Genomic DNA, 21,148 nt, shown 5'->3' on the forward strand with positions numbered 1-21,148 from the left:
GGAAGTAGTCTCCGGCGCTGACTCGTCCTGGTAGGGGGCAGCGGATACGGATGTGATAAGGCCTAAGCTGGTGAAAGTAGCAATAGCCAGTAACTGTGTCTTGCGCATAATATTCTCCTTGAAGAAGCATAGAGCATTGCAGTTCATAAAATACACGGCAAGCTCCACTATGTAACTTTAGTTAATTTCTAACACGAAATATGAGTATGTGTTGTTATAATCGCTAAAAGTTGAGGTTGTGTATTTTGCCCGTCTCTTTATAGAAGTAATATTGTTATAGAAGTAATATTGCAACTTTGGACTCATCCAAACTTTTAAGAATCTGTTCAATATCTTCTCAGCAATAACGCCAAGACAGCCAAATTGACAAATTGTAAGCAGGTGTCAAGCAAGCGTTCGGTATTTTTCCAGCCCGGCAAAGAATCGCTCGACCACCCCCCATTGCGCAAGCACCGCCAAGCTATGAAGCTCATGGCGTTTGGGGACTTGTACGGCGGCACCTGGCGAATGCTCGCCGGCCTCAGCAAAAGGCTGCCCTGTATAGCCGCCATCGCCTAACAGCGAAGCAACCTCGATAAGCCTGTCAAGTTCCGGGCAATGGCCTCCAGCGCCCCCAGGTGATCGGTGATATTGGCCGTGGTGACCGCTATCGCAGGCGGCAAAGCTGCGCTATCAACAAAGATATGACGCTTGAGGCCCGCTACCTTTTTGCCGGCTTCATAAGCTTTATCTCTGGCGCCATCGGTGTTTGTGACGCGTTGAGCATCAACGATGCACAAGCTCGTCTTGGCGCTGCGCCCCGGTTTGAGTCAAGCCGCGCCAGTTCGGCACATCGCTCGGCAGCCTGCGCCGTACCTGTCGACTGTCCGTGGACGCGTTTTCTTGCCGGTACTTTCCAGCAATGGCCTGAGCTGTTCAAATTGTTCTCGATTGATGTCGCTGGGATACACTTTTCTCATGCCCCTGTTATCAAATATATTTAGAAGATATTGAACAGGTTCGAAGAAATCCTGGAGAATCGCTTGATAACCAGATCAGTAATTTAATGCTTGATGATGCAGACTTATATCTTTTGATTCCTCTGTTCTTAACAGTTGCAGCAATGATGAAATGGATTCATTGGTATTTTAAAACCCCGCCTTCGCCTTTGTTCGTTTCTTTTATCGCGATAATTGCTGTTTTATATTTCACCGTTAAAATACTTCGTGTAAAGAAAAGAATCTTAACACTCAGACAAGGCCGTGAGGGAGAAAAAGCAGTCGGTCAATATTTAGAAAGACTTAGAGAAAATGTGTCAAAGTATTTCACGATATTGCTGCCAAAGGTTTTAATCTGGATCATGTAGTTATTTGCAAAAGCGGTGTTTATATCATCGAAACAAAGACGTTCAGTAAACCGGATAAAGGTGAAGCAAAAATCATATACAACGGGGATGCTATTTTACTGAACGGAAAAAAACGAAAATAATAATCCTATTACTTAAGTTAAAGCCGCTGGAAGGTGGTTAAATGAATTAATTCATGAAAGCACAGGCCGTAAATTTAATATTAAACCGGTAGTTGTTTTTCCAGGCTGGTATATTGAAACGACAGCTGAAGCTAAAATCAGTGAAGTGTGAGTGTTAAACCCAAAAGCTCTTCCAATGTTTATTGGAAACAGTAAAAACCAATTAAACGACCACGAAATTAATATGGTTTCTTTTTATCTTTCAAGATATATAAGGAATTATGTTAAATGAAATCTTCATGCGGGCCAAGGTAGTTATCTCGCATCCAGCCTTTGAATTCGCCGTTATTATATAATGTACGCGACCTTACAAACGTCATAACATGCCCTGTCCAGGACTAGCATTCTTAAATGCACTGCTATTTTTTTTACTCTCGTTTAATCATAGTCACGCTGACGATGTGTTAGCTCAAATTACTACGCGTTTGGCAAAAACAGAAATTACCCAGGGCAATTTTCAGCAAGAAAAACGGCTAAAAATTTTACGCAAACCCTTAATTTCTAGCGGAGCCTTTACTTATCATCAAAGCAAAGGCGTGATCTGGAAGACTTTAACTCCTGTGTTTTCAATATTATTGGTAAATGAGTCCCGCCTGTTGACTTCTCAAGGCGAGCAGGCGGTGCCGGCCGCACTCGGTAAGGTATTTAACTCAATACTGGGCGGTAATTTAAACCGGTTGACCGAGGATTTTTCCATAACGGGGTTTGATCAAAAACCCTCGTGGCAGTTACAGCTCAAGCCTAAAGATGAATTATTGAAAAAAATAATCACCACTATTTTACTGACAGGCGACAATGAGCTGCGGTTAGTGGAAATGCAGGAAGCCGACGGCAATATAACACGCATTAACTTCGGTCAAATAACGCATCCAGAACAATTAACAACGGAACAAGAAGCTGATTTTGAACGTTTATCACCCTAAAGTTACCGCATGGATCTGGCTGCTGGGGATGATAGTAATCAGTGTTCTTGGCGCTCAGGTACTGACGAGAGATTGGCTGGAAACCGGATTCTTGGCGTTATTGCCGGCTAGCGAACAAAAGCCTGAAATCGCCAAAGCCATTCAGCAGCAGAGTGAACTGATCAATCGTGAAATGATCTGGCTGACAGGAGCCGCTACATCTCGACAAGCCATCGCTCAGGCGCAACAACTTAAATTGCAATTGAAGCAAAGCAAGCTGTTTAATAAGGTGTTATTGCAGTTTCCCCAGCAGCAATATATTAAACAGTATCAGAAATTATTTCCTTATCGCTATCAGTTGCTGGATGCGCAAACGCGGATTACGCTGAACAATAATCCCAGCGATTTAATAAAGCAAACACGGGAAGTTCTTTACAGCCCGCTTGGACAAATGCAAGCCGCCAATCTTGAACGCGATCCCTTGTTATTATTCAGCCGTTATTTTAGCGCGCAAGATCCGCTCAAGCTGAATCTGGAACAGGGTATGGTTATTTTGCATGATGTTAATAAATTTTGGGCATTACTGTTGACTGACCTCGAAGACAGCAATTTACCGCTGGATAAATTGGAGATTTTACTCAATCTGGTCAATGGCGCGACAGCACATGTGCAGGGGAGCGGCGGCGAGTTGATGGTTTCCGGTATGCCGCTGTTTACAGCCTATGGCGCGCATTCGGCCAAACAGGAAATCTCAACGGTTGGAATAGGCTCCAGTGCGGGTATTATTCTATTGCTGCTTGCGACTTTTCGAAGCCCTAGGCCTTTGCTGCTGTCAACGCTTGCAATCGGCAGCGGCATGTTTGCCGCTTTAGTGCTCAGCATTTTGTTTTTTACCAAAATACATATTCTTACTCTGGTATTCGGCGCAAGTTTAATCGGCGTTGCCGATGATTATGCGCAACATTTATTATGCGATAGTTTGGGTGAAAAAAACTGGAACCCGCGTAGGGGCCTGCATTTTATTTTACCGGGCCTGACTGTCGGGTTAATAAGCAATCTCTTAAGTTATGCGGGTTTAGGTTTTTCACCTTTTCCCGGCTTGCAGCAAGTGGCCGTATTTTCAGCTATGGGTTTATTAGTCGCATGGCTGACCGTGGTGTTGCTGTTTCCCTTGCTGTTGAAGGGATTTGTATTCAATCATGAGCCTGGCTTACTGAAATTGACCGGATATTGGGAGCAAAAATGGCCGGCCTGGGCATTTAAAAACAAGCGCTGGTTAAGTTTGGTTTTGCTGGTTTTCATAGCCGGCGGCTGCTGGCGGTTGATACCGCAGGATGATGTCCGCTTGCTGCAATCCGCGCCGGCTGAATTAACCAGAACGGCCAATAAAATCCGGCAATTACTTTCACTAAGCCGGGATAGTCAGTTCTTTCTGGTGTCGGGGACAGATCAGAAAGACTGGCATCGAAATGAACAGCAGTTGCTTAACAGCCTGGAAGCATTAAAACAGCAACAGGCATTGCAATATTACGAGGGTATCAGTCATTATTGGCCTAATGCCGATAGGCAGCAGGAAAATTACCGTCTATTAAAACAAACACTGTATGACTCGGCATTACTCAAACAGTATATGAATGGGCTGGGATTTGGTAAGGAAGCTGTTAAAACTGAACTCAAACAGTTTGCCGGCTCGGCTCACAAAGAACTTAGCTTGCCGGAATGGCTGAAAACTGCCGATGAATCAAAGCAGCAGTTATGGCTTGGCTGTCAGTCAGGGCATTGTCAAAGCATCGTTGCCTTAAACGGCATTAAAAACTTGCCGGCTTTAGCTGCCCTGCACAGTTTGCCAGGCGTGGTTTGGGTTGATCAGGTTGAAAAATTATCGTCGCTGTTTAAACGTTATAGAATCAGAGCCAGCGCTTTGCTGGTTTCCGCTTTCAGCGTTGTATGGCTGGGTTTGGGCTTAAAATTTGGCTGGGGCAGGGCCTTGGGCATTCTATCTGTTCCGTTGATTTCATTGGCTGTTGCGCTGTCAATGTTGGGCTGGTTTGGGCAGCTGTTCAGCCTGTTTAACTTATTTGCATTGTTGCTGGTATTAGGCATCGGCGTCGATTACGCGATGTTTTTTTTCATGGCCGGAGACAGGCGCACCAGCACTTCACTAGCGGTTACCGTATCAGCATTGACAACATTGCTGGCTTTCGGCTTATTGTCGGTAAGCTCTACGGAGATCGTTCATGCCTTTGGTTTTACCGTGGCTATAGGCATAGTAACGGCCTTAATGTGCGCGCCTTTGATGAGTAGGTTAAAGGCAGAATAATTAAACCTCAACAATCCCGGCTGTGATAAATCTACTTGTTCTTTGCCAATCGCTCCTGTGTTATATCGCTTAAGCGGGGGTGAATAGGGCAAGCCTGACCTCTACGAATTGCTTGGTGAAACCATTGTTAGTGCAGTGCCTGAAAAAGTTATTCAATAGGATGAGTTAGTGGGAGTCTGGCCCACGGTTATTAAGTCGGCTACCGCGTTTAAACTTCAATTTATCTTTTCCAAGCGTGTAATCAAATCGCCTTGCCGGCCTTTGAGCCCCGGCCTGAAGGCCAGGGTACGCCTGCATAAAGCGCAGCATCGTTGCTTTTGGTACGGATGGGAGCGGGGTGCAGACCTCGTCCCGATCATTGGCTTCATCCCCAAGAGGATGTTTCCTTGTTGCTTTGGCGATCGTAAATAAGTTTTCCAAAAATTTCATTTCCAGATAGTCACAATATTGGTGAAGTCATCTGTCCAGGGCCTTAAATTAAAATATAAAGGCAGCTTGTGCCAGTTGCCGAGTTGACTTTCACGTAAGGGCTCCAATATTTCTGGTTTGTTTGCCATGACTACCCAGTCTGTTGCAACAACCAGCGGTATTTCCTTTTCAGGTTTAAATTCCTGTATTAAAGCGGCAAGGTGCAAGTGCCTGGCGTGCTCTGATAATACTTTCTTCAAAGCTAAATGGCGGTTGGTTATGTGCAGCGCCAGGATGCCGTTGGGTTTCAGTTTTTTGAAATAAAGCTCTATTGCTTCCTGCGTCAACAAATGGGTCGGTATGGAATCGGAGCTAAAGGCATCAATCACGAATAAATCATATTTTTTATCCGGGTCTTTTTCCAATGACAGGCGCGCATCGCCTATGCGCATTGCGGCGTTTGGGCTGCACTGGCTCAGGTAAGTGAAATAGGCCGGGTTGCGGGCTATGTCCACCACTGAAGGATCGAGTTCATAAAATGTCCAGTTTTGCCGATTTTTGGCATAGCAAGCCAGAGTACCGGCGCCAAGACCGACGATGCCAATATCCCAGTTCTGGTTATTGGCGTCATATTCTGTAAACAGCTGTCCTATCGGGCCGGGGCGGCTGAAATAAGTTAACGGGGTTCGGGAAAAGTTCGGCGATAAACGCTGGGCGCCGTGTTTAGTGGTGCCGTGAAAAAATTCATGATACCTCTCAGGCTGATTTTGCTCATTGATTAATACACTTTGACGTACGGAAAGCACGCCAAAAAAAGTCCGTTTCTGATAAAGCGTATTAGACAGCAGACCATGAAGCCCGAGAGTAAAGAAGATAATGATGCCGGTCAATAAGGCAAGAGTGAAAGGCTGGGTCCGGAACGCATAAGTTAAACCGGCTAGCAGGATTAAAGTGACGCCGATGGTATCGAGATATTGCGGCAAATCATCAATATTCAAATAAATAACGCTCCCTGAAATTAATAGCAGAACAAGGAAGGCTAGTTGCCGCAACCAGACTGTTTTGTACTGGGTTATTGATAGCTTCATGCCGGGGCGCAGCATTAGCGCCGCCACAATCATGATAGGATATTCATAGACGGCATTGAAAATAAAAGGCGCGACAAAGGTATTAAACATTCCGCCCAACATGCCGGCAAATGACATGATCAGATAAAAAGTCGTAAGATGCCGGGTATGGGGCCGCATTTTGGCCAGCTCGCCGTGACATACCATTACCGCAATAAAAAAAGCCAGCAAGTGCAAGCTCAGGTCAACCCAATAGGGAACAATCGCAGGGTTAATGAATGAATAGGCAATAAACGGCAACAGCACCATAGGCTGTAGGGTAACCATTAAAGAATGTATTTTGATGCGCCATTTTGAAAAAACGATTACAAAAGACAATAAATATAAAGTTAACGGTATGATCCACAGCAAAGGTACAGAAGCTATATCCGTACTGATGAAATTGGTCAGGCCTAAAAGCAGGCTTGAGGGCACAAAGGCCAGCGCCAGCCAGTGTAATTTAGTGTAAATACTGAGATTATCAGGTTCGTCAGACTCTTCTTCTGAAAAGACGATTTTTTGTTGTGTTTTCCATAATATAAAAGCACAGCCTGCAATAAGGCCGCACAGTATTAAATAGCCGACACTCCAGTAATCCTTCTGATTAACCAGTCCGATATTAGGCTCAAGCAGAAAAGGGTAACTCAATAATGCAATCAGGCTGCCGGCATTGCTGGCTGCATACAGGTAATAAGGATCGTGACTGGTATGATGGCCGACATTGGCAAACCATTTTTGCAGCAGAGGGGCAGTGCTTGAGACCACGAAAAAAGGCATGCCGATAGCAAGGAATAAAGTCCATAACAGCCAGAATGTGGGATTGCTGTCTGTAGGCGGAGCAGTGTTTTCAGGTAAGGCTAAAGGCAGGGCAAAAAGACTGATTAGGATAACAGTACCATGCAGCGGCATCTGACGATGGTGATTCAGGCGTGTAGAAATAGCGTGCGCATACAGATAACCAAGAAATAGAATGCTTTGGTAAAACACCATACAGGTATTCCATACTGATGGGGAACCTCCAAGTAAGGGTAATAGCGTCTTTCCGAACATGGGTTGCAAAACAAACATTAATGCCGCACTGATAAATAATGTTGTTGCAAACAGGAATATGAGGGATAAATTACGGTCGCTTTTTGCTGCTGAATGGTTGGTCATTATTTTAAGATAGCCTTCTGCGGCCTATTGTTACTGATGAGCTAATGATAGTGTATTTGTGACGATCAGGGTTTATCTGAATTAATTACAGACATAAAAAAGGCGGAATTACCGCCTTTTTTATGTTGGGCATTACTAATGCACCAGTGCTGATGAAAGGTATTATAACGAGCCAAAATAAGCTGCCAATTCCTTCATGTCCTCTTCACTCAAACTGGCCGCAATAGCCTGCATGGGCCCGCCTTCCCGCGACCCTTGCTTGAAGTTCTTCAATTGCTGCAGCAGGTAATCCGGGTGTTGTCCGGCCAATCTTGGAAACTGGCCGTTGCCTTCTGCTGAGGGGCCGTGGCAACCCAGGCATATAGAGGCTTTGGACTGACCGGATTTTGCCAGAGTTGGATCGCCGCCCGCCTTCGCCGCTTGCTGGCTGGAAAAATAGGCAGCAAGGTTATTGATATCTTCTTCACTCAGACTGGCCGCCAAAGGCTGCATTAACGGATTTTTACGGCTTCCGCTTTTGAATGCCTTGAGCTGATTAATTAAATAAATCGATTGTTGAGCAGCTAAATTTGGCCATTGTGCATTACTGCTTTTACCCTGCGGACCGTGACAGCCTGAACAGGTAGCAGCTTTTTGTTCGCCGGCTGCTGTATCGGCCGCAAAAACGGGTGTTGTCCAACACCAGGCCAATAGTAGAGATAAAATAAGAGAGGGTTTTATTAAGTCCATGGTTCACCTCGTTAGAGTGATTAAATTATTTGCTTGGCTATCCTGAACGGTTTATCTTAATTTTTAAAAGCGCTAACTATACAACTAAAAAGATTAAGGGGTAATAAAAATATCCCGAAAAGAGAAGGCCATGCAAATAAAAAATATAAACTTATCAGCTGTACCCGCAATTGGCGTGGGCGGTATAGTATTTAATAATCAGAATCAGGTGCTAATAATCCGCCGTAATCAGCCTCCGGCTATGGGCTTATGGTCTATTCCGGGCGGCAAGCTGGAGGCGGGTGAATCCCTGGCCATTGCTTGTAAACGCGAATTTAAAGAAGAGACAGGTCTGGATATTGAAGTAAAAAATATTGTCGCCGTGGTCGAAAGACGAATTGAAGGCTTTCATTATGTCATTATTGATTTTTTAGCGCTATTGATCGATCAGGAATGTGCAGAACCGATAGCGCAGAGTGATGTCGCCGAGGCTAAGTGGATTAATTTGGTGCAACTTGATGATTATGAGGTGGTGGAAGGACTGACGGAAATTATTAGTCGCACCTATAGCTTGTCTAGAGGAGATTGCCTGGCTGGGCTGTATGCTGCTGATGCCGCAGCTACAGATTATATTCTTTCTGTATTCGGCTGAATATTGCAAAAGGAGTTGACTGTTAATGGGGGCGGGGGCTATAGATACTTTTTGCTAAACACGAGCGATAGCAAAACAATTACTATTTTACAATACGTAAATTGGGTCTTGTCGGAGGCGTTTTATCGGGCGGGGTTTCATCTCCTTCATTGTCGTCATGATCAAAGATCATGCCCTTGCCGTTTTCTTTGGCATAGATAGCTATTACCGCTGTTATGGGGGTAGCGATATGCATGGGCTTGCCACTGAACCGGGCATTGAATTGAATTTCTTCGTTACCAAGAGAAAGCCCCTGTATAGCTTCAGGCCGGATATTTAATACGATTTTACCGTCTTCAATAAATTCCTGAGGCAAACTGGCATTACTATTTTCTGCATCGACCAGAAGATGCGGTGTCAGATTGTTATCAATGAGCCACTCATAAATGGAACGAATCAAGTAGGGTTTTAAAGATGTCATTTTGAAATAGTTATTTTATAGTATCTGCCATTTCTTTTTCGTATGTGCTGAGACTGCGCCTGAAAGCAGGTCTTTTAAATATGCGCTGGGCATAACTGGTAATAGCTTCATCGGCTGTCGCAATATCAATGCCTATACCGGGCAGGCGCCATAATAAAGGCGCAATGGCGCAATCGATCAAAGAAAACTCATCACTCATAAAATAAGGTCTCGCAGCAAAAATAGGAGCTGCTGATAATACACTTTCCTTGAGCATTTTTTTAGCCCGGGCTGATTTTTTCTCGCCTGAATATAAAATTTCATCCAGAGATTGATACCAGTCCTGGTCTATGCGTTTTATCAGCATTCTGGCTGTTGCGCGTGAAACCGGGTCCATCTGGTGTAAAGGCGGATGCGGAAAGCGTTCGTCCAGGTATTCCATGATAATACGCGCATCATAGAGTACCAGATCGCGTTCAATGAGAGTGGGCGAGGTGCCGTTGGGGTTAAGTTCAAGCAAGTCTTCAGGCGGATCCGCGGGGTCATAATATTCTATGTCTGCAACAACGCCTTTCTCATACAAAACAAAGCGGGCGCAATGGCTCATCGCGCAGGTCGGGGATGAAAAAAGCGTCATTACAGATTTTCGAGTAATAATATTTGCCACGAATAACAACCTCTTTGAACGTATAGACGATTAAAACAGGCATTATAGCATGGGCGGCCAAATTTTTGGCCGATGCAGTTATGAAGACTTAAGTTGCTGAAAGAATTAGAGAACTTCCTATTCTCGTTTTTGGAAACTATGAACATCCTGCCAGTATTCTTTTTTTAACATATAGGCTAAAACTAAAAACATCAGGATGTAAAACAGCACATATTTACCCATATGGACTCTTTCCAGTTGTACCGGCTCTCCTACATAAACCAGAAAATTAACCAGGTCGTTAACCAGCAGGTCAAATTCTTTCCCGGATAATAAGCCAGGCTGTTTAATAATCAGTTTATCAATAACCTGCTGCCTGTCTACAGTTTTATAAAGCGGTTGTTGTTCGCCTTGCAGTTGCCAAAAAGGATTGGGCATGGAGACTGCTTCAAAAACCGTGTTGTTAACGCCAAATTGCTTGGTTTTATCGCTATAAAAACCTTTTAAATAGCTGTATATCCAATCACGACTGCGGGAGCGGGCAATTAATGACAAATCGGGCGGCTGAATGCCAAACCATCTTTCTGCATCATGGGCATTCATTGCAGTATGCATTTGGTCATAGATACTTGCTCCTTCCGGTGCAATATCTTTCAACATTTTCTTTTCATCAAGGCCGATATCAAGGGCTATGCGTAAATAACGGATATGCTTGATCGAATGACAGCCAAGACAATAGGTTACAAAGTGTTTGGCGCCGCGCTGTAATGAGGCGTTGTCGGTGAGATCAATATCGGCTTGTTGCAATTCCATACCTTCGGAAGCATGAATTCCGGAAGACAGGGCCAATAATACAAATAAAGGTATAATTTTTTTCATATCAATCGAGGCTCTCTTTTAATTTTTTTGCTAATCGAATGATGACATTGAGAATACCTCTGGGATTAGGTCTTCTCCTGAGCACGGGTGAACTGTTGAAAGATGAAGCGCTGTTTTGAGGGGCTGTTACGGGTTTTAATACCGTAATTTCTTCAACTATTTCTCTCAGGGCGGAAATGCGCTGTTCAAGATCGGGTGGAACCGTCAGTCTAGCAGGTAGCGGCTTGGGTTTTTCCCAGCGGGTATAAATAGGCATTAACAGAAAGAAGCCGAAGTAGATTGCGGTGAAAATTCGCGCAAAAATTACTGCGGTTGGGGTAGCAGGCTGGGTGCCTAAATAACCTAATACCAGGAAGCTGACTGCAAAAAGCAGCAGGGCTTTTTTATAGATGCCGCCGCGATAGCGGATTGACTTTATTGGACTTCTATCGAGCCAAGGTAGCAGGAACAGTATAATTATCGCCCCAAACATACTGATAACGCCGGCAAATTTATCAGGTATGGCTCTTAAAATGGCATAAAAAGGCGTGAAATACCAAACCGGGACGATGTGCTCAGGGGTTTTCATCGAATCTGCCGGAATAAAGTTTGCAGGTTCGAGAAAATAGCCGCCCATTTCCGGCATATAAAAAATAACGGTAGCGAAAAAAAATAAAAATACCGCAACGCCCACCAGGTCTTTGACCGTATAGTAGGGATGAAAAGGGATGCCGTCCAGCGGAATGCCGTTAGCATCTTTGTTGTTCTTGATTTCAATGCCATCGGGGTTGTTCGAGCCTACTTCATGCAAAGCCACAATGTGCATGAAAATCAGCAATACCAATACCAGGGGCACGGCAATAACATGAAAGGCGAAGAATCTGTTCAAGGTTGCATCCGCAACCACATAATCTCCTCTTATCCAAAGTGATAAATCATCTCCGATCACAGGAATGGCACTAAACAGCGAAATAATAACCTGAGCACCCCAGTAGGACATTTGCCCCCAGGGCAGCAGGTAGCCCATAAAGGCTTCAGCCATTAAGGCGACAAAAAGCAGCATGCCGAAAATCCAGATCAGTTCCCGGGGCTGCTTGAATGAACCATACAGCAAGCCCCTGAACATATGCAGATAAATCACGATAAAAAATGCCGAGGCCCCGGTTGAGTGCATGTAGCGAACCAGCCAGCCCCAGTTAACATCACGCATAATATATTCCACGGAATCGAATGCCAGTTTGGCATCCGGTTTGTAGTTCATGGTTAACAGAATGCCGGTTACAATCTGGATTACCAAAACCAGTAAGGCCAAAGACCCAAAGTAATACCAGAAATTGAAGTTTTTGGGCGCGTAATAATGCGCCATATGTTCATTCCAGAGCTTGGTCAGCGGAAACCGGTCTAAAATCCAATTACCAACCAGTGTTAGACGTGTAGGTTTCATGCGCTTGCTCCCTCTGTGGCTTCACCAACTATCAGCTGAGTGTCGGATACATAACGATAAGGCGGGATCTCGAGGTTAGTAGGCGCAGGCACGCCGCGGTATACACGGCCTGCAAGATCAAACCGGGAGCCGTGGCAGGGGCAAAAAAAGCCGCCTTTCCAGGTAGGGCCCAGATCCTTTGGGGCTATTTCCGGGCGAAAAGTAGGAGAGCAGCCCAAGTGAGTGCATAAACCGACGGCAACGAAAATTTCAGGTTTAATTGAACGTACAGGGTTTTTGGTCGAAGGCGGTTGTATGGATTCCTGAGAAAGAGGGTCCCTGAGCTGGTCGTCCAGCGTTTTGAGCGTTTCAAGAACGGTAGGAGTTCTATTAAGAATCCAGACCGGTTTTCCTCGCCAGGCAACCCTGAGTAATTGGCCGGGCTCGATTTTACTGATATCAACTTCAACAGGTGCTCCGGCTGCCATCGCCTTGACGCTGGGCTGCATTTGAGCAAGAAAAGGAACAGCTATATAACCGGTACCGACTGCGCCAACCACGGTTAAAGCCGAGGTCAAAAACTGGCGTTTGGACTTATCGACGCCTTCATTGTTCATTATTGAAACCCTCCTGATTTGGTTCGTGCTTCAAATGCACATTATTTTTATAGTGTTATCGGTCATCAATATACCATTAGCGCTGATATGATTTGAAGTACTTATGCTGAATTGTATGAGTTTACAATGACAAACTTTAATATCCCTTCCGCACCCGGAATCTAAACCTATGAAGCTCATAGGATAATCAGTTTGTAAACGAAAGGCGTATAAAAAATCAGCGCTGTTAATAGTAGAGCAATGGCTATATTGCCAGCACGTTTAAACGGGCACCCTGCTGATTTAAAGTGATTAAAGCTTTTGCAAGGCGGCAAGAAACGCTGCATTTTCCTCCGGTTTTCCAATGGTTACCCGTAAGCAGTCCGCTAATAATCCGCCCTGAGCGCTAAGATTTTTAATTAAAATTCCTTGCTGTTGCAGCGCTGAAAAAATGTTATTGGCCTGGTTTTCGGGAGTTCTGAACAGGATAAAATTAGCGGCGCTCGGATAAGCTTTAAAGCCTTCAATTTCATTTAACTGTTTAAAAATCAAAGCTCTTTCAGTGCAAATAGTCTGGATTTGCTGATCGAACAGGGTTTTATTGGACAAGGCAAAGTTAGCGCTTATTTGGGTAAGACTATTAATATTGTAAGGCAGTCGAATTTTGTTGAGTTGCTCGATGATGGCCCGGCTGCCGGCGATATATCCTAATCGCAAGCCGGCCAGTCCGAGTTTGGATACCGTGCGCATGACCAACAGATTGTCATACTGGTTAAGGGCAGCCATAAAACTGACTCCGGCAAAAGGCGCATAGGCTTCATCAATAATCACTAACCCATTGGATGTTTCCAGTATTTTTCGTATTGAAGTCTCGCTGAATAAATTACCGGTAGGATTATTGGGGTAGGCGAGAAATATTATGGAAGGCTGGTGTTTCTCTATGGCGGTGAGCATCGCCGGTAAATCCAGCTCAAAAGTGTCTGCCAATAAGGGAACGCCATAGTAGCTAAGCCCCAGGCAGTGGCTAAGCTGTCTGTACATAACAAAGCCGGGATCGGGCGCCACTACAACGGCATCTGGCGGCATGGCCATTAACAGTAACTGAATAATTTCATCAGAGCCATTACCCAGCAGCACATCAAACTGATCAGATAGCTGATTCAGGCGTTTTATGGTTTCTGTAAGCTGAACAGCTTCTGGATCCGGATAACGATTTAACTGACAGTCTTTTAATGTTTCCAGCCATTTTATTTTGATGTCCTCGGGCCAGCCATAGGGGTTTTCCATGGCATCCAGTTTGATCAAACCCTTGGCATCTGCAACGGTATAGGCAGACATTGCCAACACTTCTTTGCGAAAAACGGAAGAAATCAGGTCATTTTTTATCATGTTTGATTAAGATTCGGCGAAAGGCAAAAGTGAGAATATTTTTTACGCCTTTAGCCTGTATTCTGCAGAGCGTGCATGAGCGGTGAGGCTTTCGCCGCGGGCCAAAAGGGAGGCGGTTTTGCCTAAGGTCTCCGCGCCGGTTTGCGAGCAGTTGATTAAACTTGAGCGCTTTTGAAAATCGTAAACACCTAAGGGTGACGAAAAACGCGCGGTGCCGGATGTCGGCAGCACATGATTAGGCCCGGCACAATAATCACCGATAACTTCGGCCGTATAACGGCCCATAAAAATGGCGCCAGCATGGCGGATATTTTTGCCCAGTATTTCAGGGTCTTCGACAGAAAGCTCCAGATGCTCCGGCGCAATAATGTTGGCAATATCAACGGCTTCATTCAAGTTGTTGACTTTGATCAAGGCGCCTCGCGCCGACAAGGATGCGCTAATAATCCTGGCGCGTTCCATTTGCGGCAATAATTTGTGAATGCTTTGTTCCACAGCTTTTAGAAAGGATTCGTCCTGGCTGATTAATATGGCCTGGGCATTTTCATCGTGCTCTGCCTGGGAAAACAGATCCATGGCAATCCAGTCGGCATTGGTTCCGCCATCGCAAATGATTAAAATTTCCGAAGGGCCGGCAATCATATCGATGCCTACCCGTCCGAAAACAAATTTTTTAGCCGTAGCCACATAAATATTTCCCGGGCCGACAATTTTTGCGACGGCAGGAATAGTTTCTGTGCCGTAGGCAAGCGCGGCAATTGCCTGAGCCCCGCCAACGGCAAAAGCGCGGTCAACACCGGCAAGATAGGCTGCAGCCAGCACCAGTTGATTCGTTTCGCCTTTAGGGGCTGGCACAACCATGATCAGCTCGCCAACGCCGGCCACTTTTGCCGGAACGGCGTTCATTAATACCGACGAGGGATAGGCGGCTTTGCCGCCAGGCACATAAAGCCCCGCACGATCCAGGGGGGTGATTTTTTGGCCCAGAAGTGTGCCGTCAACCTCGGTGTATTGCCACGACTCTATTTTTTGGCGTTCTGCATAGGCGCGAATACGCTTGGCGGCTATTTGCAGCGCCTGGGCTTGCTCGGCAGGTAAAGATTCCCAAGCCGATTTGAGGATTTCTCCGGGTAATTCCAGTTCACCGGCCGCACTAATATGACGTTGATCAAAGCGATTGGTATAATCAATAACAGCTTTGTCGCCCTTGGTGCGGACGTCAGCAATAATATCCAAAACCGTCTGCTGTATATGCCGGTCGTCTGCTTCATTCCATGCCAGCAGTTTTTGCAGTTTCCGGTCAAAGTCAGCCGATGCAGCATCAAGTTTGCTAATGTTTATATCGGACATGGGATTACCTTTTGGCGAGGGTTTGTTCAAATTGATCCAGCACCGATGCTATAGCCTGATTTTTCATTTTCATGGCCGCTTTGTTTACCACCAGCCTGGAGCTTATATTCATAATCAGTTCGCGCGGCTCCAGATCATTAGCCTTGAGGGTATTGCCGGTATCAACCAGGTCAACGATACAATCGGCCAGACCGACCAATGGCGCCAGTTCCATCGAGCCGTATAATTTAATGATCTCGGCTTGAATGCCTTGGCCGGCAAAGTAACGCTGAGCTGTTTTAACATATTTGGTTGCTACACGAATGCGGCCTCGGTGACTGGGCGCGTCTTTATGGGCGGCAGTCATCAGCTTGCAGCAGGCGATTTTTAAATCCAAAGGTTCATACAGGCTTTCAGCGCCGTGTTCAAGCAGCACGTCTTTTCCGGCAATGCCCATATCGGCTGCTCCATATTCAACAAAGGTAGGCACATCGGTAGCGCGGATAATGACTAGCTGGACATCATCCCGGGTAGTTCTCAGAATCAGTTTGCGGCATTTTTTCGGGTCATCAACCGGCATGATGCCCGCTTCGGCCAATAAAGGAAGCGCTTCTTCATAAATCCTGCCTTTGGATACAGCGATAGTCAGCATAATATGACTTTACCTTGGAACACGACGTATCGTTGCGCCTAACTGGGTAAGTTTTTCCTCGATATGATCGTAACCCCTGTCAATATGGTAAATACGATCGACGAGGGTATCTCCTTTGGCAACGAGTCCTGCTATAACCAGGCTGGCTGAAGCTCTCAAGTCAGTCGCCATTACCGGCGCCGCAGTAAGTTTGTTGACGCCTGTGCAAATAGCAGTATTTGATTCCACTTTAATATCGGCGCCCATTCGCTGCAATTCCTGCACATGCATGAAACGATTTTCAAAAACCGTTTCAGTAATCGTGCCCCATCCTTTTGCAATCGTGTTCATCGCGGTAAACTGGGCCTGCATATCGGTCGGGAAGGCCGGATAGGGAGAAGTACGAATCGAAACGGCCCTGGGTTTTTCGCCGTGCATGTCCAGTTTAATCCAGTCTTCACCGCTTGAGATCTCAGCGCCGGCCTCAATCAGTTTCGATAAAACCGCATCAAGAATATCGGGGCGCGTACTTTTAAGTTTGACTTTTCCGCCAGTGATGGCTACGGCCACCAGATACGTGCCAGTTTCGATTCTATCAGGAAGAATATCATAATGAATGCTTTTCTTACCCAGCTTTTCAACCCCTTCAATCACTAATACGTCAGTGCCGATGCCGGAAATTTTAGCGCCCATTTTATTAAGAAAGTAGGCAAGATCACTTACCTCCGGCTCCTTGGCGGCGTTTTCGATAATAGTAATGCCCTCGGCCAAGGTGGCCGCCATTATCAGGTTTTCAGTGCCTGTGACCGTGATTAGCTCGAGCACCAGATGGCAACCCTTAAGACGGTTGACTTTGGCATGGATATAGCCTCCTTCGACGATAATTTCCGCGCCCATCTTCATCAGGCCGTTAAGATGAACATCGACAGGCCGCGTGCCGATGGCGCAGCCGCCCGGCAGCGATACATGAGCTTCGCCGAACCGCGCCAACAAGGGCCCTAATACCAGTATCGATGCGCGCATGGTTCTTACTAGCTCGTACGGCGCTTCAAAGCTGTTGATGGTGCTGCTGTCGACCTCTATATTCATTTTCTCATCAACAAGAAGGCGAACCCCCATGCGACCCAATAATTCCATGGTTGTGGTGATGTCATGAAGATGCGGGATGTTGCCGAGGCTAACCGGCTCTTCTGAAAGCAGAGTGGCCGCCAAAATAGGCAGGGCTGCATTTTTAGCACCTGATATGCGCAGTTCGCCGGAAAGTCGTGCGCCGCCTGTAATAATTAATTTATCCATATTAAGAGCTTTAGAGTGGGTAATTTTAGTGCTCGGCAAATGCCAGGGGGTTAGACGGTGTGGTAAGCTCGAGAGCCTTATCAAGGCCGCTGAGTTTGGCGAGGTTGAGCAGCTGTTCGGGAATATTCTTGAAGCTTAGGCGTATTCTTTTGCGGCGGCTATATTTTATCCATTCCATCATTAACGCAAGCCCGGCACTATCGGTGGAAGTGACACGGCCTAGATCAATAATGATTTCTTTTGCGGCTTTCAAAAAATCAAAGGATTTTAAGGTGTCTTTACCTAGGGTTGAAAAAGTTAAATCGCCCTCTACGATAAAATGTCCTGATCCTTGCTCGATAATCTTCAGTTTACTCACTTTTTCCTTCCGCTTTTTCTTCCGCCGATTTAAACAGAAACTGGCCGAGGGCTTTCTCCAGAATGATTGCTGACTGGGTGATTTCAATTTTTCCATTGTTTTTCAAATACTCATCTGAGCCTCCCGGCTCAAGGTTTACATATTGTTCGCCTAGAAGGCCGGCAGTAAAAATGCTGGCAGTGGTATCATCAGGAAGCGTGTTGTATCGTGAATCAATACTCATCTGTACAACTGATTGATAAGTTTCAGGATCAAATTTAATGGCGCTGACCTGGCCAATTTTAACGCCTGCCGCTGAAACCGGTGATTTAACCTTTAATCCGCCGGAGTTTTCAAAATTGGCGGTAATTGTATAACTATCCTGTTCAACAAAAGAACTTAAGTTACTTACCTGCAGAGCAAGAAAAAACAAGCCGACGATTCCGAAGGCGACAAAGAGGCCAACCAGAGTATCTTGTGTGCTGGTGTGTTGCATGTTAATTATCTCCAAACATCAGTGCGGTCAGGATAAAATCGAGACCCAAAATACTAAAAGCGGAATTGACTACCGTACGTGTTGTAGCGCGGCTGACTCCTTCTGAAGTTGGCATCGCATCATAGCCTTCAAATAAGGCTATCCAGGATGTTACAAAGCCAAAAACAATGCTTTTGATAATCCCATTGACAATGTCATCCTGAAAATCCAGCTTGGCTTGCATTTGCGACCAGTAGGCGCCTTCATCCACGCCTAATAAGCCGGTGCCGACCAGCTGCCCGCCTAAAATACCCACTGCGCTAAAAAGCGCAGCAAGCAGCGGCATGGATAGCAGTCCGGCTAAAAATCGCGGCGAGATGACGCGTCTTATCGGATCAACCGCCATCATTTCCATGCCGGCTAGTTGTTCTGTTGCTTTCATGAGGCCAATTTCTGCAGTTAGAGCAGAACCGGCTCTGCCGGCGAATAAAAGTGCTGAGACTACAGGCCCAAGTTCCCTGACCAGAGAAGCGGCCACCATGACGCCCAGGGTTTCCTCGGCGCCGAAATCAGACAGGATGTAATAGCCTTGTAATCCCAGCACCATGCCGACAAACAGCCCGGAAATAACAATAATAAGGAAGGACAAAACGCCGACGGAATACATCTGGTTGATAAGGAGTCGGGGCCTCGGTAATACGCCGCTAATGCCCGAGATGGCTTGTAACAGAAAGTATGTTCCCCGGCCCAGCTTGGTAAAGCTGATGCGCGTTGATTTACCTAAATACTGTAGAAATTCAATCATGGAATAGTCGGCAGTTAATAGCGTTTTCCGAATGAGAGCAAATCGTCAACATAATCTTTTGCCGGGTAGTGAAAGTGAACCGGACCGTCAGCAGCCCCGGTCATGAACTGTTGAACCCATTCTGATGAGGAATGCTGAATTTGGCCTGGCGTACCGTGGCAGATACACTGGCCTTCGGAGATAAGGTAGATATAATCAGCAATAGCCGAGGTTTCATGAACATCATGGGAAACGATAATGCTGGTCAGCCCCAAGGTATTATTCAAAGACTTGATGAGATGAACCAGGGCTCCGAGGGATATGGGATCCTGGCCGGTAAAGGGTTCATCATACATAATCATCATGGGATCCAGCGCAATTGCTCTGGCCAAGGCAACACGCCTGGCCATGCCGCCGGAGAGTTCGTTAGGCATCAGGTTGCGGGCGCCTCGCAAGCCTACGGCCTGCAATTTCATCAGCACCAGCGTGCGAATCATCGATTCAGTCAGGGAAGTATGTTCGCGCAACGGAAAAGCTACATTGTCGAAGACGCTCATGTCCGTTAACAGGGCTCCGCTTTGAAAAAGCATGCCCATGCGTTTGCGCAGATTATAGAGTTCAGCCCGGCGTAGGGCATGGACATTCCGGCCATCTACTGTAATGGATCCCTGTCCAGGGATTAATTGCCCGCCTATCAGTTTTAACAGTGTGGTTTTGCCGGTGCCGCTGGGGCCCATGATAGCGGTAATTTTACTGCGTTCGAAATCCAGGGAAATATTGTCAAATATTTTTTTATTCCCGCGAGAAAAAGATAAATTTCGAACAGATACTAAGCTGTTTTGAGGATTGACGCTGTGATCCATGCGCGGTTCAGGAATATATTTGAGTATAAATCAAACATTTTCTATGACTAATCCCTGTTAAGTCAAATATTGTCGATTATGGTAGAGGTATAAAAAAGCCAATACCTACAAACTGGCTGCATTGAGTTATTTTTAAATATTCAAAGCCAGCCAATAAAGCCGCCTTGACCCGGGCGATTTTTCAGCCATTGATGCTTGTATAAGCTCAGGTTGAATGCGGTAATATTAATTTTGCCATAGCTGAAATTTCTGTTGGCTGACCAGTAAAATATCAATATTCATTAGCTTGGCAGCATATAAAAAAAGCTATTTACAAAATCACCCGCTGATCGCCATATACCCGTCTTATAATTTCTCTTTTTGCCTCCAGCCAGTCGCATAGCTCATTTCCCGGATGAAAGGCGCGTTTTTCCGCTTTGTAATAGGCAGCTTCCGCAATCATTGCCTGTAGGTTCAAACAGGCTCCGCTTGAAGAAAGCGTTTGCGGATTCATAGCTGTATCTGTAAAGCCGAATTTCACAAGCTTTAAAAATGTCTGCGGGGGATTCCCTTTGATGCCGATTTGCGCAGGTTCCAGCACCGCCAGCGTCCCGAATAGCCGATCCCATATTGATAAGACCGCGCCGTAATTACGGTCATGCTCGCAGCGTTCCGCGGAATGATGTACGCGGTGCAGATGCGGTACGATGATGACGCGTCCCAGTAAATTTTCACCCTTAAACGTAATATTCGAGTGATGCAGCATGATAAAGACGGTGAATAGGGCTTCATTAGTGAGCATCAGCTTCTTGTCTATACCGAAGGTTATAATATAAATTGATTTTAAAAGGGTGGTAATTAACAGTTCCAAAAGATGTATTCGGAAGGCAGTGGAAACGTTTAAAGCAGGATCGCTATGGTGCACTTTATGGAATATCCACAGCACGTCAAAGCGATGACAGGCCCTGTGCCAGATATAGAGCATTAAATCGAGGAACAAGAACGCCAGTGCAGCTTTCCATACCGGACTGGAGACATAATCTAGCAATCCCCATCCTGAATAGTGGTCAGATACAAAAAATAAACAGCAAGCTGATAATAACGAAATCACAATACTATTAAAAATAAAAATGCCGGCATTAGTTTGATAAGACTGGCGTAGCGTTTTAGCAGGCTGTTTTGGTAGGGCGGAGTGTGATTCAAGAGCAGATAATATGGCAAAAACCATCAGTAAAGCCACAGTTGCTGCTTTTTCAGGCAAGACAGTTGGCAAGCTTAAAATCTCTTCAATATAGGTAGTTGCGAAGGTAAATAGGCTTAACATTGATCTTTCCTCACTATAATCG

21 protein-coding genes and 1 pseudogene are annotated in these 21,148 nt (G+C 45.7%); 5 read left to right on the forward strand and 17 right to left on the reverse strand.

What is annotated here, in order from left to right:
- Positions 1 to 326: 326 nt before the first annotated feature.
- Positions 327 to 959, reverse strand: a pseudogene (locus tag HUX64_RS13180) (transposase).
- 86 nt (positions 960 to 1,045) lie between these two features.
- Here HUX64_RS13180 and HUX64_RS13185 point away from each other — a divergent pair.
- The 4 genes from HUX64_RS13185 (at position 1,046) to HUX64_RS13200 (ending at position 4,728) form a co-directional block, all read left to right on the forward strand.
- Positions 1,046 to 1,345, forward strand: coding sequence for a hypothetical protein (locus HUX64_RS13185; RefSeq protein ID WP_174626687.1), 300 nt, complete (start codon positions 1,046 to 1,048; stop codon positions 1,343 to 1,345).
- Entirely contained in the window at positions 1,333 to 1,467 is a 135-nt protein-coding gene (locus HUX64_RS20480) for a nuclease-related domain-containing protein (RefSeq protein WP_425484267.1), read from the forward strand. Before HUX64_RS13185 ends, HUX64_RS20480 begins: the two co-directional genes overlap by 13 nt.
- Before the next feature lie 440 nt (positions 1,468 to 1,907).
- Positions 1,908 to 2,429 (forward strand): outer membrane lipoprotein carrier protein LolA, encoded by a 522-nt coding sequence (locus tag HUX64_RS13195; RefSeq protein ID WP_246247018.1) that lies wholly within the window; start codon positions 1,908 to 1,910, stop codon positions 2,427 to 2,429.
- On the forward strand, positions 2,410 to 4,728 hold the full coding sequence (locus tag HUX64_RS13200) for an MMPL family transporter (RefSeq protein WP_246247019.1): 2,319 nt from the start codon (positions 2,410 to 2,412) through the stop codon (positions 4,726 to 4,728). The genes HUX64_RS13195 and HUX64_RS13200 overlap by 20 nt, the downstream gene beginning before the upstream one ends.
- A 425-nt stretch (positions 4,729 to 5,153) precedes the next feature.
- Here the strand turns inward: HUX64_RS13200 and HUX64_RS13205 are convergent, their stop codons facing one another.
- Positions 5,154 to 7,397 (reverse strand): fused MFS/spermidine synthase, encoded by a 2,244-nt coding sequence (locus HUX64_RS13205; protein WP_174626689.1) that lies wholly within the window; start codon positions 7,395 to 7,397, stop codon positions 5,154 to 5,156.
- A gap of 162 nt (positions 7,398 to 7,559) precedes the next feature.
- Entirely contained in the window at positions 7,560 to 8,126 is a 567-nt protein-coding gene (locus HUX64_RS13210; protein WP_174626690.1) for a c-type cytochrome, read from the reverse strand.
- A gap of 130 nt (positions 8,127 to 8,256) precedes the next feature.
- Between HUX64_RS13210 and HUX64_RS13215 the strand changes: the two genes are divergently transcribed.
- Entirely contained in the window at positions 8,257 to 8,757 is a 501-nt protein-coding gene (locus HUX64_RS13215) for an NUDIX hydrolase (protein ID WP_174626691.1), read from the forward strand.
- Between the two features lie 82 nt (positions 8,758 to 8,839).
- Here the strand turns inward: HUX64_RS13215 and HUX64_RS13220 are convergent, their stop codons facing one another.
- From HUX64_RS13220 to HUX64_RS13285, 14 genes are all read right to left on the reverse strand, one after another.
- Positions 8,840 to 9,217 (reverse strand): ClpXP protease specificity-enhancing factor, encoded by a 378-nt coding sequence (locus tag HUX64_RS13220; protein ID WP_174626692.1) that lies wholly within the window; start codon positions 9,215 to 9,217, stop codon positions 8,840 to 8,842.
- 10 nt (positions 9,218 to 9,227) lie between these two features.
- The gene (locus HUX64_RS13225) at positions 9,228 to 9,833 is read right to left on the reverse strand and encodes a glutathione S-transferase N-terminal domain-containing protein (RefSeq protein WP_217426535.1); all 606 of its coding nucleotides are present in this window, start codon (positions 9,831 to 9,833) and stop codon (positions 9,228 to 9,230) included.
- A 147-nt stretch (positions 9,834 to 9,980) separates the two neighbouring features.
- Positions 9,981 to 10,721 carry a cytochrome c1 gene (locus tag HUX64_RS13230; protein ID WP_174626694.1) on the reverse strand — a complete coding sequence of 247 codons (741 nt, stop codon included), beginning with the start codon at positions 10,719 to 10,721 and terminating at the stop codon, positions 9,981 to 9,983.
- Position 10,722: 1 nt separating this feature from the next.
- The gene (locus tag HUX64_RS13235; protein WP_174626695.1) at positions 10,723 to 12,144 is read right to left on the reverse strand and encodes a cytochrome b; all 1,422 of its coding nucleotides are present in this window, start codon (positions 12,142 to 12,144) and stop codon (positions 10,723 to 10,725) included.
- The gene (gene petA, locus HUX64_RS13240) at positions 12,141 to 12,740 is read right to left on the reverse strand and encodes a ubiquinol-cytochrome c reductase iron-sulfur subunit (protein WP_174626696.1); all 600 of its coding nucleotides are present in this window, start codon (positions 12,738 to 12,740) and stop codon (positions 12,141 to 12,143) included. Before petA ends, HUX64_RS13235 begins: the two co-directional genes overlap by 4 nt.
- 291 nt (positions 12,741 to 13,031) lie before the next feature.
- A complete protein-coding gene (gene hisC / locus HUX64_RS13245; protein ID WP_174626697.1) occupies positions 13,032 to 14,108 on the reverse strand; it encodes a histidinol-phosphate transaminase in 1,077 nt (358 codons plus the stop codon).
- A 42-nt stretch (positions 14,109 to 14,150) separates the two neighbouring features.
- Positions 14,151 to 15,458, reverse strand: coding sequence for a histidinol dehydrogenase (hisD, locus tag HUX64_RS13250; protein ID WP_174626698.1), 1,308 nt, complete (start codon positions 15,456 to 15,458; stop codon positions 14,151 to 14,153).
- 4 nt (positions 15,459 to 15,462) lie between these two features.
- Complete coding sequence (gene hisG, locus HUX64_RS13255) at positions 15,463 to 16,089, reverse strand: ATP phosphoribosyltransferase (RefSeq protein ID WP_174626699.1); 627 nt, start codon at positions 16,087 to 16,089, stop codon at positions 15,463 to 15,465.
- 9 nt (positions 16,090 to 16,098) lie between these two features.
- The gene (murA, locus tag HUX64_RS13260; RefSeq protein ID WP_174626700.1) at positions 16,099 to 17,364 is read right to left on the reverse strand and encodes a UDP-N-acetylglucosamine 1-carboxyvinyltransferase; all 1,266 of its coding nucleotides are present in this window, start codon (positions 17,362 to 17,364) and stop codon (positions 16,099 to 16,101) included.
- 25 nt (positions 17,365 to 17,389) lie between these two features.
- A complete protein-coding gene (locus HUX64_RS13265) occupies positions 17,390 to 17,722 on the reverse strand; it encodes an STAS domain-containing protein (protein ID WP_174626701.1) in 333 nt (110 codons plus the stop codon).
- Complete coding sequence (gene mlaD / locus HUX64_RS13270; protein WP_174626702.1) at positions 17,715 to 18,197, reverse strand: outer membrane lipid asymmetry maintenance protein MlaD; 483 nt, start codon at positions 18,195 to 18,197, stop codon at positions 17,715 to 17,717. Before mlaD ends, HUX64_RS13265 begins: the two co-directional genes overlap by 8 nt.
- A gap of 1 nt (position 18,198) precedes the next feature.
- The gene (gene mlaE, locus HUX64_RS13275) at positions 18,199 to 18,981 is read right to left on the reverse strand and encodes a lipid asymmetry maintenance ABC transporter permease subunit MlaE (RefSeq protein WP_174626703.1); all 783 of its coding nucleotides are present in this window, start codon (positions 18,979 to 18,981) and stop codon (positions 18,199 to 18,201) included.
- Positions 18,982 to 18,995: 14 nt separating this feature from the next.
- Positions 18,996 to 19,823 carry an ATP-binding cassette domain-containing protein gene (locus HUX64_RS13280; RefSeq protein WP_174626704.1) on the reverse strand — a complete coding sequence of 276 codons (828 nt, stop codon included), beginning with the start codon at positions 19,821 to 19,823 and terminating at the stop codon, positions 18,996 to 18,998.
- A 310-nt stretch (positions 19,824 to 20,133) separates the two neighbouring features.
- Positions 20,134 to 21,126 (reverse strand): sterol desaturase family protein, encoded by a 993-nt coding sequence (locus tag HUX64_RS13285; RefSeq protein WP_174626705.1) that lies wholly within the window; start codon positions 21,124 to 21,126, stop codon positions 20,134 to 20,136.
- Between the last annotated feature and the right edge of the window lie 22 nt (positions 21,127 to 21,148).

The organism is Candidatus Methylobacter favarea, assembly GCF_902806695.1.
Lineage (GTDB): Bacteria > Pseudomonadota > Gammaproteobacteria > Methylococcales > Methylomonadaceae > Methylobacter_B > Methylobacter_B favarea.